The organism is Streptomyces zinciresistens K42, from assembly GCF_000225525.1.
Taxonomy (GTDB): Bacteria; Actinomycetota; Actinomycetes; order Streptomycetales; family Streptomycetaceae; genus Streptomyces; species Streptomyces zinciresistens.
Map to the genome: position 1 here is coordinate 1 of NZ_AGBF01000195.1, position 12,640 is coordinate 12,640.

A 12,640-nucleotide genomic window follows, 5' to 3' on the forward strand; every position below is an offset into this window, starting at 1 on the left:
GGAGGGTCCATCCCCGCGAGCGCGGGGAGCAGACCGACGCCAAGGGACGCCAGGGCATCGCGGGGTCCATCCCCGCGAGCGCGGGGAGCAGTGTGGCTGCCGCCGATCTCGCCGAGCGGGTACGGGTCCATCCCCGCGAGCGCGGGGAGCAGATCGTCGACCACCCCCTGACGGAGGGGCAGGAGGGTCCATCCCCGCGAGCGCGGGGAGCAGTCCACGGCGACGGGGGCCACGGCGACGTCGACGGGTCCATCCCCGCGAGCGCGGGGAGCAGTGCGCGCGCGGCCCCCGAGGTTGCCGCAGGTTGGGTCCATCCCCGCGAGCGCGGGGAGCAGTTGCACAGTGGGTCCCATGCTGCCCCCGATACGGGTCCATCCCCGCGAGCGCGGGGAGCAGTCTTCCCGGCGTCGCGGCGCCGCTTGCGGAAAGGGTCCATCCCCGCGAGCGCGGGGAGCAGTCTGCTTGACCTGCAGTCATTGTGTGGACGCAGGCCGCGCGGAACCAACTTCAGAGAAAGGCGCAAAACGCGTATTTCCACCCTCAGGTCGACATGCAGTAGCCCAGCAGACACCCTACGGCCGAGACGGGCACCGCCTACCCGAACCTACCCGCCCTGATCCGCACCCGCTTCCAGACGGTCAACCCGCCGGTACGACCGGTACGACCGGCACGACCGGCACGAGTACCAGAGAGGGGACCCACTGCCCCCGGCCCCCCCAGCCCCCCAGCCCCCCAAAGCCGACACACCGACTCACCGACTCACCACGGCCAGCGCCCCGCACCCCCGAGGGTTGCAGTTCGGGGGCGTTCACCCCCGCCCACGAGCATCGGCAAGCCCTGGAGCCACCGCGCCTGCCCAGCTCGGACCACCCGCGCACCCGCGCACCCACGCACCCACGCACCCACGCACCCACGCACACCAAAACGGAGAGTCGGAGGGCGTGTTGAGGGCCTGCCGTCGGCTCACCTCGTCGGCTGGGCCGGCCGGGGCGCCGTGGACTTGTCCTCGTACGGCATCCGCGGATCAGGGAACTGCGTCATCCTTGGCGTTGGCGCCGAAGCGGCTTCGGCCCGCCCGTGATGTTTCCTGTCTGTCGAGGTGCACCCTCATGAAGTCCCGATCGACGCTGGCAACCTGGCTGAGCGAACTCGACCGTTCCCGTCTGGCACGCGTACTCGCCATGCGGCAGGACGCGGCCTCCTCTCCGGAACCACGCTCGGTGGGGGAGCTGGCGGACCGTCTCCAGCGTCCGGGGTCCGTGGCGCTCGCCCTGCCACAGCTCACGCTGCCGTGCTTGCAGGCCGCCGAGGCGCTGGCAGCCCTGGGCGCACGAGCGACGCGTGACAACCTCGCGGAGCTGCTCGGCTCGACGTCCCCCGCGGCGGTGCACGCGCTGGACGCGACCCTGGAGGCGCTGTCGGACCGGGCGCTCGTGTGGCCCCACGGCAACGAGGCGCTGCGCATGTCCACGCCCTTGCGGCAGGCGTGGCGTACGCCCCTGGGACTCGACGCCACGCTGGGGGAACTGCTCGCCGGCACCACCTCGGAGGAGCTGCGCCGCATGCTGGCGGTCCTGGGTGTCAAGCCACCCGGCACCAAGCAGCAGCGCATCGCGGCTCTGGTGGAGCATCACAGTGACGCGGAGCGGATCGCCGCGCTGGCGGCGGCAGCACCGGCGGCCACAAGGAAGCTGCTCCAGCAGAGGGCCGGGTCCACGCAGCGGCAGCCCTTGCTCGTCATGTTCGGGTCTCCTGACCCCGCTCTCCAACAGGGCGCCCGGTGGGCACTCGACCGCGGGCTGCTGATCCAGGACCGTCAGCAGATCGGGCCCGTCCGGATGCCGGCCGAGGTGGCCCTGGCGCTGCGGGGACCCGATTGGCACGCCCCGTTCGAACCTCTGCCGCCCGAACCGCAGTTGGTGCCCATCACCGCGGCGGAGGTGGAGCGGGAGGCCGCGGCGGCCGCCACCGCGTTCGCGGCAGGGGCGGCCTCCGTCCTCTCGGTGTGCGCGGCCGCCCCACCGGTCCGGCTGAAGTCGGGCGGGATCGGCGCGCGGGAACTGGCCCGGCTCGGCAAGGCCGCCCAGGCCGGCGACGCCGTCGTACGCCTCGCCCTGGAGACCGCGTACGCCGCCGGACTGCTGGCCCGCGACGGCGATCGCGTACCTCCCACGGAGGTGTACGACACCTGGGCCGAGCAGGAGCCCGCGGAACAACTCGCCGTACTGCTCCGGGCGTGGCGGGACCTGCCGCTCACCCCCACCCGGGCGCGCGACGAAGACGACAAGGCGCTTCCCGCGCTCGCCGGTGCGCCTGCCTGCGACGGCTGTCTGCAAGCCCGCCACGGGCTGCTCACCGCGGCGGCGGGGCTCCCGGCGGGTCAGGGGGTGAAGGTCGCCTCGGAGCTGGGGCCGCTGGTTTCCTGGCACCGCCCGCTCGCCGACGACGCCTCGCCCGAGGACACGGCACCGTTCAGCACCGTGGTCCGTGAAGGCGAACTGCTGGGCGTGCTGGCGCGGGGCGCGCTGTCCCCGCTCGGTGCCCACCTGGCTGCTCCCACCGGCGAAGGGCTCGACAGCACGGCCCGGCGGCTGCTGCCCACCGCGACCACGACGGCCCGGATCGGCGCCGACCTCACCGCCGTCGTCACCGGCACCCCGTCCGCGCGGCTCTCGGCGCTGCTGGATTCGACGGCCGACAGGGAGACCAGTGGCACGGCGTCGGTATGGCGCTTCAGTGCGGGCAGTGTCCGCCGGGCCCTGGACGCCGGCCGCACCCCGGACGACATCGCAGCCGACCTGGCCGGCAGCTCCGCCACGGCCCTGCCTCAGCCGCTGACCTATCTCATCGCCGACACCGCGCGAGGTCATGGACGGGTCCGCATCGCCCCCGCGGCCTGTGTCGTCCACGGCGACGAACCCGCGCTGCTGGCCGAAGTCGCCGCCCACCGCGCGCTGCGCAAGCTCGCCCTGCGGCAACTCGCCCCCACGGTCCTGGTCAGCGGCAGCCCGCCGGCGGCGACTCTCGCCGCGCTCCGAGCCGCGGGCTTCGCCCCGGTGGCCGAGACCGCCGGGGGAACGGTACGCATCGAGAAGCGGCTGCCGCAGAGGGCCGCCGTCCCGCCCCCGCGGGGGAACGTCGGGCGGCGGGGCCCCCGGGCCACCGCGACCCGCGCCTCGCGAGCGCCCACCGCCGCGGACGTGCCCACCGGCACCGGGACGGACGCCCTGGCCGACCTCCTGCTCAAGGCCCCGCCGAGCGTACCGGAACCCGGCCCGGTCGGCGGCGGGTTGCCTCGCGCGACGGACACCGAGGAGATCGTCGCCGGATACGCGAAGCACCTGTCGTACGGCGACATCCGCCAGCTCGCCCATGCCGTCGACACCGGCGCGGCCGTCACCGTCGAGTACATCGCCACCTCGGGCAACCGGACCGTACGGACCCTCAGCGACCTGGAACTCGACCCGCCCTACCTCGACGCGTGGTGCCACCTGCGCGAAGCGGAACGCGTCTTCACGCTCTCGCGCATCCATGGCGTGATGCCCGCGTAGGACGGGGGACCAGGCGGCCGGGCCGTGTGGGGTTCCCCGGTTCCACGGCCGGCGCACGGGTGGGATCGGCCCCGGCATCGGGCAGTGCGGCGCCCTGTCCGTCCTGCCGGACGTCAGGGTCACCCCCGTTCGGGCGAGCGCGCGGCAACTCGGTTGCCGCGCGCGGGAGATGCGGCGCCCGTGATCATGTCACCGCTCTGTGACGGCCCTGTCCTGGAACGGCGGCAGCGGGAGCCCCGGGCCCCGCAGCCCCCTCCTACCAGGCGACCGAGCACCAGGAGGCCGGAGCGGATCCGGCCCGAACCAGTCGACGCACAAGGGGATTTCATGTCCGGCAACCGTCGCAAGGCCCTTCTCGTCTCCGCAGCCGTCCTGGGCGGCGCCCTGCTGATGACCGCGTGCAAGGGCACGGAACCGGCCGGGGACGGCGCCGCCGCGCAGAGTTCGCCCGCCGTGTCCGCGGCGGGTGGCGGCGGCGCCTCCTCCGGCTCCCCGGACTCGGGCGGCGGGAAGGCGAAGGAGCCCGCGAAGGGGTCCGGCGCCTCGTCCGGCGACTCGTCCGGCGCCACGTCCGGGGGAGAGGGCTCCGGGGTCGGCACCGGCGGCGGACGCGAGGAGGTCGGGCAGGTCTGCGGCGCGAACGACATCTCCTGGAAGACCAGGTCCGAGAGCCAGGCCGGCGGCTACGTGCTGGTCATGGCGAAGGCGAAGCCGGGGATCACCTGCTACCTGCCCGCCGCGCTGCCCACCGTGGCGTTCGGATCGGACGGCACCGAGGCGGGCCCCGCGGAGCAGTCCGCCGGCAAGGAGATCAAGCTGAGCGGGAGCGTCACCGCGTACGCGGGCGTCAACCCGAAGACCACCAACACCGACGACGGCAAGGAACTGGACTCGATCATCCTCGCCGTCGGGAACGAGGACCCCGAGCCGGTGTCCCTGCCGGTCGGCACCATCACCGTCGACAAGCCGGTCGTCACCAACTGGCACACCGCCCCGGCGGACGCGGTCCCCTTCGGCTGAGGGGTCCGCGGAGGGGCCGGGCGCGGCCGGCTTCCTCGCTACGATCCCTGGCCATGGACACCAGGGGCAGTGCCGCCGTCGAGTTCGTCTACCGGCCGACCGTGGCGGACTTCGAGGAGGCGCTCCGGGCGCGGGCCCGCCGCTCTCCGGCGGGCCGGGTCCAGGCGCTCATGGCACCGGGCGCGGCGGTGGTCGCCGTCAGCGCCGTCTCGTTCGCGCGGGGCGCCCCGCCCGTGGTGTGGGTCATCTCGCTGGTGCTCGCCGTGGCGGTGGCGTGCTGGGCGACCGCGCACGGGACGCAGACCATGGCCCGGCGGATGTTCGGCGCGGTGCGGCCGTACGGGGAGTGCCGGATGCTGGCCGGTGACCGCGGCGCGGTGGCCATCGGCGAGCGGGCCTCGTACACGATGGACTGGACGGTGTTCCCGCGGTACGTGGAGACGCCCGGCCTCTTCGTGCTGCTCGGCGGCGGCCGCGCGGCCGGGGTCGCGCTGCTGCCCAAGCGGGGCGCCCGCACCCCCGCGGACGTCGACCGGCTGCGGGCGATCCTGGACCGGAACCTGAAGCGGCTCTAGGGCTGTGGCCGGGCGGGCCGATGAGGTGGGCGACCCCGTCCCGGGCTGCGAAGCGGCTCCAGGGCTGTGGCCGGGCGGGTGTGCCGGAGACTCGCGGCGTCCGGTGCGGTGCCTCGCACGGCGGAGCCTCGTCCGCGTACCGGACGTACCCGGGTGAGGCGACGACGCGGCGAGGGGCCGCACCGGACGCCGCGAGCCGGTGAACCCTCCCGGCCGCGGCGCTAGCGGCGGCGCCGTCCGGTCGAGGGCGGGGTCCGTACCGGTTCAGCCGGTGTCCTCGCGGTCGCGGGAGCGGTGGGTGAGGTGGCCGGTCAGGACTCCGGCCAGCACACCCCAGGCCAGGGCCGGCCAGGTGCGGCCCATCACCGCGGCCGCGGCGACGACCGCGCAGGCGGCGCCGGCCGCCGCGGGGTCGCGGAGGAACGCCGTGGCGGCGCGGGCGGCGCCGGGGGCGCGCAGTTCCGCCACGGCGACGCGGACGACGAGCGCGGCGGCCAGCACCGCGGGTGGGATCAGGGCCGGGTCCATGGCGTCTCCTGGTGGTCTCCTGCCGGGCCTGCGCGGCGACGCGGCGGTCCGGGACGCCGGTCACGACGGCTTTCCGCCGCATCAGGAGTCGTACACGCTCCCACCCCCGGAACGGAAGCCGCCGGTCGCCCGCGGCCGCGCGCGGCTCAGACGAGTTCCGGCTGCGGCTCCGGGCGTACGGCGGGCTTCGCCTTCGGTTGCCACAGGTTCGTCGTACGGAAGTAGTGGAGGATCACCGAGGCCATCGCGAGGATCAGCAGCGGGCCGGCGAGCCAGGGGTACCTGGCCATCTCCACCGGGAGGAAGCGGTACGACAGCAGGAGCGCGGTGAAGACGGCCGCGCCGTGGACGACCAGCCGCGTCCCCGAGTGGTCCCAGCCGCGCGCGGACGAGCGCAGCGCCGCCTCGATGGTGAGCGTGAACACGACTCCGGCGACCAGGTCGACGCCGTAGTGGTAGCCGAAGCCCAGCGTCGCGCCGAGCGTGGCGACCAGCCAGAACGTCCCCGCGTAGCGCAGGAGCCGGGGGCCGTTGCGGGAGTGGATGAAGATCGCGGTGGCCCAGGCCGTGTGCAGGCTGGGCATGCAGTTGCGGGGCGTGATCCCGTCGAACGGCATCACCGCGGGCGTCGTGAACACGGGCACCGTGTCCGGCCAGAGGTCGGCCGCCGCCCACGGTCCGCCGCCCGGTCCGAAGGCGAAGAGGGGGCCCACGAGGGGGAAGACCATGTAGATGCCGGGGCCGAGGAGGCCGATCGTCAGGAAGGTGCGGACGAGGTGGTGGCGCGGGAAGCGGCGCTCGGCCGCCACATGGCGCAGCTGGTAGAGCGCGACCACGACCGCGGCGACGGCGAGCTGGACGTAGACGTAGTCGAGGATGTGGGCGCCGACCGGGCCGGAGGCCCTGACGAGCCGGCCCACGAACCAGGACGGGTTGCCGAGTGCCTGGTCGGCGGTGGTCACGTACTGGTCGAGCACCAGGGGCCGGGTCTTGGCGGTGATGAGCAGCCAGGCGTCCCCGGTCTTGCGGCCGGCGACCAGCAGCAGGGCGAGCCCGGCCCCCTTGAGCAGCAGGACGCGTTCGCCGCCGGTGCGCCGGACCACCGCGAACACGGCGCAGCCGACGACGACCAGCAGCGCCCCGTTGCCGAAGGGGTGGCCCTCGGTCACCCTGATGCCCGCCGCCGCGCGGACGACGAGGATGACGAGGTCGATGCCGAGCGCGGTGCCGAACGCGACGAGGCGCTCGCGCCAGGTGAGGACGACCACCGTCAGGGCCAGGCCGGCGTACAGCAGGAACCCCGACTTGGGCGGGAAGACGGCCTCCCGCGCCTGGTTGGTGAGCGGACCGGGCATGCCGTAGCGGCGCGCGGCGATCTCCAGGGCTATGAGGAAGGCGAGGGCCACGAGGGTCGCCCCGGCCCACAGCAGCACGCGCGGGCTGCGCCATGCGGCGCGCGCCGGTGCGGCTTCGATTCGCGAGGAATCGTTCGTTTGTCTGGGTATCAAGGTCCGGCCGATGGGTTGATGGGGGGTGGTATTCGTCTTTTCAGCTGGTTCGTCTCGGATGATCGACGCGTGGCAGGTGTTCGTCGATGCCGTCGCTTCGATGTCATGCAAACGTCAGTCGCTCGTAAGTTCGATCATGCTAACGGAGCAGTGCCCGGGAGCGGAGGGGTTCGACGTCACCGAGGGCGTCACCTTGAAGGCGTCACCGGAGAAGCCACCGGAGAAGACGTGCGGGGCGGCTCAGCCGTTGCCTCGGACGAGAGCGGCTGCTGTGCCCGGGGCGGCCTTGTCCCCGGTGGTGTCCCGGGTGGCGTCCCCGGTGGTGTCCCGGGGGGAGGCGTCCCGGGGGGCGTCCCGGGGGGCCGGTCAGCCGCGCGCGAACCGGGCGGCCGCCCCCACCGCCGACGCGCGCCGCGCTCACCAGGACGGCCGGGCCGAGACCCCGCCGTCCACCACCAGGTCGTGCCCCGTGATCCAGGAGGCGAGCGGCGACGCGAGGAACACGCACGCGTCGCCGACGTCCCGCGGGCTCTCCAGCCGGCCGGCGGGCGCCGCGCGCTCCCACCGCCGTACGCCCTCGGGCCAGTCCGCGTCCAGCCCTTCGCGGTGGACCAGTCCGGGCGAGACGGTGTTGACGCGGATGCCGAGGGGCCCGTACTCCACGGCGGCCGCCCGCGCGTGCGTCACGACCGCCGCCCTGGACGCGGAGTAGTGGGCGTACCCGCGCGCGGGGCGGCCCGCCTCGACGGAGGGCAGCCGGTGCAGGGCGGAGTGGTCGTCCGCCGTGAGCAGCACGACGATCGCGGTGCCCTGCGGCCGGCCGTCGGGCAGTCGGGCCCCGCCCAGGTACGGCGGAACAGCCCGCCCTCCCGCGGGATCGACTCCGGGGGGTGGTGCGCGACGAGTCCTTCCGGAGTCACTGCCCGAACGCTACCTCCCTTGTGAGGAAGGCGAGTTGGGCTTTCTTCTCCGGGATGAACACCTCGGGCAGGTCGACCTCCGGGAGCACGACCGCCGGACCGGCCGTGAAGCCCTGCTTGAGGAAGCGGGCGACGGCCTGGTCGTTGCGCACGTCCGGGTCGACCACGACCCGGCGGCGGTCCAGGGTGACGAACACGTACACCGTGACGGCGCCCAGCAGCGCCGAGGTCCAGCCGGGCCGGGCGCCCCCGGGCCCCGCCGGAGCGAGCAGCAGGTGGACGCCGATGTCGCCGGGCAGGACGTCGTAGCACTCACTGACGCGGTCGGCCTCCGGCTCGTAGGTCTGGAGCAGCGCGACCGGTATGCCGTCGAGTTCGACGAGCAGGGCGTGGTGGGTGTCGAGGGTCGCCATATGGGCGTAGATCCCGGCGACCTGCTCGCGGCTCAGGCCGTTCATGCCCCAGAAGGAGGCGCGTTCCTGGCGGGCCCAGCCGTGGACGGTGGCGGCGTCGGCCTCGGCGTCTAGGGGGCGGATACGAACCGTGCCGAAGCCGTCGACGACCTGTTCGTAAACGGGAGCGACGGACGGGGCGGACGGCACGGACGGCAGGGGAGAAGCAGGGGAGTCAGGAGAGGCAGGAGAGGCAGAGGAGATGGGAGAGGCAGGGGAGACGGGCTGGTCAGACATCGCGTTCCTTCGTGAACCGGGTGAAGTCCGTGACGACGGGGACCAGTTCGCCCCTGGTCCACAGGGAGAGCTGGTCACGGTGGTGGGGCGAGCCGGGGACGCCGGACGCGCCGAGCGGGACCACCCAGAGGCTGGCGTCCCGGTCGGCGAGGTCCCAGACGTAGCGGGCGGCCGGGCCCCGCGCGCTCAGATCGGTCAGCCCGGGGACGGCGGACGTGCACAGCACGCAGTCGTGGTCGCCGGACAGGCCCGGTTCCTCGTACGCCGGGCCGTCCACCGCCCGCCACGGGGCGAGGCGGTGGGTGGCGCCCCAGGTGAGCCGGACCCCGGCGGCCCGGTCCGCGGCGCGCCGCGCGGCCGTCTCCTCGATCGCCGAGCGGACGAGTCCGGCGCGGTCGATGCCGTACAACTCCTCGGCGCGCAGCAGGTTTTCGAGTGCGAGGCCGACCCTGGGGAGCAGCGCGAGCCAGGGCAGCAGGATCTCCGGGTAGTCCGGCGGGGCGGCCAGCGCGGCGAAGGCGGGGTGCGCGGCCAGCCGGCGTACGACCGCGGAGCGCACGGCCGCGTAGTCGGCGGCGGCCTCGCTGTCGGCGTCCATGCGGCGGTCCCAGTCCAGCAGGGTGCGCCTGAGGTCCTCCGCCTCGGGGCCGAGGGGGCCGAGCGCGCCCAGCAGGTCCAGCAGGGGCGCGGCCGAGGCCAGGTGGGTGTCCCGGTGGACGGCCGCCATGTCGGCCGCGGACCAGCGCTCCTTCTCCCCCAGCAGGGCCGTGATGCGGTCGGCGCGGTGCGGCGGGGCGAACTCGACGCCGAGCGGTGCCGCGATGCCGCGCTGGTTGGCCATGGCGGCGACACCGTCGGTGAGCCCGCCGCGGGGCGGCACGTGCCAGCCGCGCCACTCGTGCCCCGGCTCCCAGGCGGGTACCGGGTGCACGCCGTTGGCCTCGGCGCGCACCGGCACCTTCCCGGCGACGCGGTGCAGCAGACCGCCCTCGGTGTCGGCGGCCTGCACGACGTTGACGGGCTCGGTCCACAGGTCGACGGCCCGGTCGACGTCGGCCACCCGGCGGGCCCGGAGCAGCGGCAGGAGCGCGCCGAAGCCGAGGTCGGAGGTGACCCGGGGCGGGTGGCGCAGGGCCATGGCGAGGGGCGGGGCGTCGGCGGACTCCCCGGAGAGGCCACCGGAGTCCGCAAAGTCCCCGGGCTCCGCGGACTCCCCGCGTTCTCCACGGGTTTCCGGCAGGCCCTCGGGGCCGCCGATGACGACCGGGCCCCGGGCCGTCTCGATCACCTCGATCTCGACCGGCTCCTCCCCCGCGACCGCCACGGTCTCGGTGTGGCGCGCCGCCCGGCGCCAGACGCCGTCGGGGTCCAGCGCCTCGACGCCCGCCCCGGTGCGCCGCAGCCGCTCCCGGTACAGGTCCTGGTAGTCGGCCATGGCGTTGGTGATGGCCCAGGCGACCGTGCCGGTGTGCCCGAAGTGCGCGACGCCGGGGATGCCCGGCACCGCGAGGCCGACCACGTCGAACTCGGGGCAGGAGAGGTGGATCTGCTGGTAGACGCCGGGTTCCTCGATGAAGCGGTGCGGGTCGCCGGCGATGACCGGCTGCCCGGTGACGGTTCGCTCGCCGCTCACCAGCCAGCCGTTGCTGCCGGAGGTGCCCGGCCCGTCCGCGGCGAACAGCCCCACCGCCGCCGCGCCCAGGTGCCGTAGCGCCTGCTCGCGCCAGAGCTTGGCAGGGAAGCCCGCGAACAGGATGTGGACGCCGAGCCAGACGCCCAGCGGGGTCCAGGGCTCCCAGCGCCCGGGGGCCGCCCCGGTCCGGGCGAACTCCGGTGTGCGGCGGGCGCCTTCGGCCAGCCCCTCGTTGACGCCGCCGACGTACGCCCGCACCCAGCGGGCCGTCTCGGCGTCCCGTCGCTCCAGTTCCGCGAAGCAGCGTCTCGCGGTGTCGTCGAGGCGGGCCCGTCTGGCGAGCAGGTCCCAGGGCAGGGCCCCGGCCCCGAGGAAGGCGGCGGACGTGCCCTGCGACCGGTGCCGCTCCACCTCCAGCTGCCAGGCCCGGTCGAGGGCGGTCACCCGGCCCTGGGCACGGGCGAGTTCCTCCACCCCGTCGGCACGGAGATGCGGAATGCCCCAGGCGTCGCGGAAGATCTCGCCGGTCACCTGCACCCCTCCTTTTACTTTAGGTTAGCCTTGCCTAAGTAATCGGTGGGAATGGTACGTGAAAGGTGAACAGACCATGGGGCAGGGGCACGGCTGGGAGGGCGCGGTCCTGAAGCTGCTGCGCGCCAAGGACTTCGCGTTCACGGTGACGGGAGCCGAGGACGTCACCGAGCACTACCGGCGCGTGCACCTCGCCGACGGCGGCATGCTGGCGGCCACCGGCGTCCACCCCACCATGTGGGTCCGGCTCTGGTTCGACAACGGGGGCAAGCCGCACCAGCGCGCCTACACCCTGGTCGACCCCGACCCGGCGGCCGGCACCTTCAGCCTGGAGTTCGCCCTGCACGAGGGGGTCGCCAGCGACTGGGCGCGGGCCGCGAAGCCCGGGGACACCGTCGAGGCGACCGTCCACGGCACCGGCTTCACCAACCCCGAGCCGGCGCCCTCCCACGTCTTCGCCGTCGCGGACGCCGCCTCGCTGCCCGCGCTGAACTCCCTGCTCGGCGCCCTGGACACGGCGCCCGTCACGGTCTGGTTCGAGGGCGGCAGGGAGGGCCTGCCGTTCCGTACCGAGCCGTCCCGCCACGAGGTGCGGACCGTGCCCCGGCACGAGGCCGGCGCCCGGCTGGTCGCCGAGGTGAAGGAGGCGCTGCCCGCCCTGGTCGGCGCGACCCCCGACCCGTACGTCTGGATCGCCTGCGACACGGCGACGACCCGCGCGCTCACCTCGTACGTCCGCAAGGAGCTCGGTCTGCCGAAGCAGCGGGTGAACGCGCTCGGCTACTGGCGCCCCTGACCGGCGGGGCGCGCGCCTGACCGGCGGGGGCGCGCGCGTGACCGGCGGGGGCGCCCCTTGCCCCGCCCCGCCCCCGCGCGCGTCCCGGCGGCGCGCGCGGGATGATCGGGGTCATGGACGTCACCCTGCATCTCGCCCAGGACCCCGAGGCCGACGCGCTCCTCGGCCGCAGCCCGCTCGCCGCGCTGGTCGGCATGCTGCTGGACCAGCAGGTGCCGATGGAGTGGGCGTTCAAGGGCCCGCGGACCCTCGCCGACCGGCTCGGCGCCGGGGACCTCGACGCGCACGACATCGCGGCGCAGGACCCCGAGACCTTCGCCGCCCTGCTCTCCGAGAAGCCGGCCGTGCACCGCTACCCGGGCTCCATGGCCAAGCGGATCCAGCAGCTGTGCCAGTACCTCGTCGAGCACTACGACGGTGAGGCCGAGCTCGTCTGGAAGGGCGTCGACGACGGGCGCGAGCTGCTGCGCCGGCTGGAGGAACTGCCCGGCTTCGGCAAGCAGAAGGCGCAGATCTTCCTCGCCCTGCTGGGCAAGCAGCTCGGCGTGCGGCCGAAGGGGTGGCAGGAGGCCGCGGGCGCCTACGGCGAGGACGCGTCCTTCCGGTCCGTCGCCGACATCACCGGCCCCGAGTCACTGGCGAAGGTGCGCGCGCACAAACAGGAGATGAAGGCGGCCCGCTCCTAGGGCCGCGCAGGCCCGCCACGCACCACGCCTCCCCGGCCCGGCCCCTCCGCCCCTCGCCCGGCCCGCCCCCTACGACCGTACGGACCCTGCGCCCCTCGTCGGCACCCGCGTCACCGTCGCCGTCGCCGGGCGGTCCGTCGCGGGCCGATCCGGTCCGCACGCCGTCCCGCTCCCCTCCCGAGCCCGTCTCCCGCCCCGTCTCG

At 74.7% G+C, this 12,640-nt stretch carries 9 protein-coding genes, 1 pseudogene and 1 CRISPR repeat array; of the genes and pseudogenes, 5 read left to right on the forward strand and 5 right to left on the reverse strand.

All coding sequences use genetic code 11. The annotated features are described in order from the left end of the window. The first annotated feature begins 3 nt into the window (after window positions 1–3). A CRISPR array of direct repeats spans window positions 4–457; the repeat unit is 29 nt; unit sequence GGGTCCATCCCCGCGAGCGCGGGGAGCAG. A 652-nt stretch (window positions 458–1,109) separates the two neighbouring features. The 3 genes from SZN_RS30660 (at window position 1,110) to SZN_RS30670 (ending at window position 5,146) form a co-directional block, all read left to right on the forward strand. Then, window positions 1,110–3,551 carry a helicase-associated domain-containing protein gene (locus tag SZN_RS30660; protein ID WP_007502665.1) on the forward strand — a complete coding sequence of 814 codons (2,442 nt, stop codon included), beginning with the start codon at window positions 1,110–1,112 and terminating at the stop codon, window positions 3,549–3,551. 327 nt (window positions 3,552–3,878) lie between these two features. Next, window positions 3,879–4,571, forward strand: a complete 693-nt coding sequence (locus SZN_RS30665; protein ID WP_007502666.1) for a DUF4232 domain-containing protein — start codon at window positions 3,879–3,881, stop codon at window positions 4,569–4,571. Window positions 4,572–4,624: 53 nt separating this feature from the next. Next, window positions 4,625–5,146: a YcxB family protein gene (locus tag SZN_RS30670; RefSeq protein ID WP_007502668.1), complete on the forward strand. Its 522-nt coding sequence runs from the start codon at window positions 4,625–4,627 to the stop codon at window positions 5,144–5,146. Window positions 5,147–5,410: 264 nt separating this feature from the next. Here SZN_RS30670 and SZN_RS30675 read toward each other — a convergent pair whose 3' ends face one another. The 5 genes and pseudogenes from SZN_RS30675 to SZN_RS30695 all read right to left on the reverse strand — a co-directional run bounded on the left by SZN_RS30675 (window position 5,411) and on the right by SZN_RS30695 (window position 10,955). Next, window positions 5,411–5,674: a hypothetical protein gene (locus SZN_RS30675; RefSeq protein ID WP_007502670.1), complete on the reverse strand. Its 264-nt coding sequence runs from the start codon at window positions 5,672–5,674 to the stop codon at window positions 5,411–5,413. A gap of 146 nt (window positions 5,675–5,820) precedes the next feature. Further along, window positions 5,821–7,104, reverse strand: a complete 1,284-nt coding sequence (locus SZN_RS30680; protein ID WP_043734029.1) for a phosphatase PAP2 family protein — start codon at window positions 7,102–7,104, stop codon at window positions 5,821–5,823. A 495-nt stretch (window positions 7,105–7,599) separates the two neighbouring features. Further along, window positions 7,600–8,102: pseudogene (locus SZN_RS30685) on the reverse strand (SDR family oxidoreductase). After that, window positions 8,099–8,704, reverse strand: coding sequence for a GNAT family N-acetyltransferase (locus tag SZN_RS30690; RefSeq protein ID WP_007502675.1), 606 nt, complete (start codon window positions 8,702–8,704; stop codon window positions 8,099–8,101). The pseudogene SZN_RS30685 and the gene SZN_RS30690 overlap by 4 nt, the downstream one beginning before the upstream one ends. A gap of 79 nt (window positions 8,705–8,783) precedes the next feature. After that, window positions 8,784–10,955, reverse strand: coding sequence for a penicillin acylase family protein (locus SZN_RS30695; RefSeq protein ID WP_043734028.1), 2,172 nt, complete (start codon window positions 10,953–10,955; stop codon window positions 8,784–8,786). Window positions 10,956–11,031: 76 nt separating this feature from the next. Here SZN_RS30695 and SZN_RS30700 point away from each other — a divergent pair, with 76 nt between their 5' ends. Then, entirely contained in the window at window positions 11,032–11,751 is a 720-nt protein-coding gene (locus tag SZN_RS30700) for a siderophore-interacting protein (RefSeq protein ID WP_007502679.1), read from the forward strand. Window positions 11,752–11,864: 113 nt separating this feature from the next. Beyond that, entirely contained in the window at window positions 11,865–12,437 is a 573-nt protein-coding gene (locus SZN_RS30705; protein WP_007502681.1) for an HhH-GPD-type base excision DNA repair protein, read from the forward strand. Window positions 12,438–12,640: the final 203 nt, after the last annotated feature.

What these genes read in the sequence shown, in the direction of transcription:
- SZN_RS30700 (WP_007502679.1), top strand. Translation starts at nt 11,032, where the DNA reads ATGGGGCAGGGGCACGGCTGGGAGGGCGCGGTCCTGAAGCTGCTGCGC.
- SZN_RS30670 (WP_007502668.1), top strand. Translation starts at nt 4,625, where the DNA reads ATGGACACCAGGGGCAGTGCCGCCGTCGAGTTCGTCTACCGGCCGACC.
- SZN_RS30705 (WP_007502681.1), top strand. Translation starts at nt 11,865, where the DNA reads ATGGACGTCACCCTGCATCTCGCCCAGGACCCCGAGGCCGACGCGCTC.
- SZN_RS30660 (WP_007502665.1), top strand. Translation starts at nt 1,110, where the DNA reads ATGAAGTCCCGATCGACGCTGGCAACCTGGCTGAGCGAACTCGACCGT.
- SZN_RS30675 (WP_007502670.1), bottom strand. Translation starts at nt 5,674, where the DNA reads ATGGACCCGGCCCTGATCCCACCCGCGGTGCTGGCCGCCGCGCTCGTC.
- SZN_RS30665 (WP_007502666.1), top strand. Translation starts at nt 3,879, where the DNA reads ATGTCCGGCAACCGTCGCAAGGCCCTTCTCGTCTCCGCAGCCGTCCTG.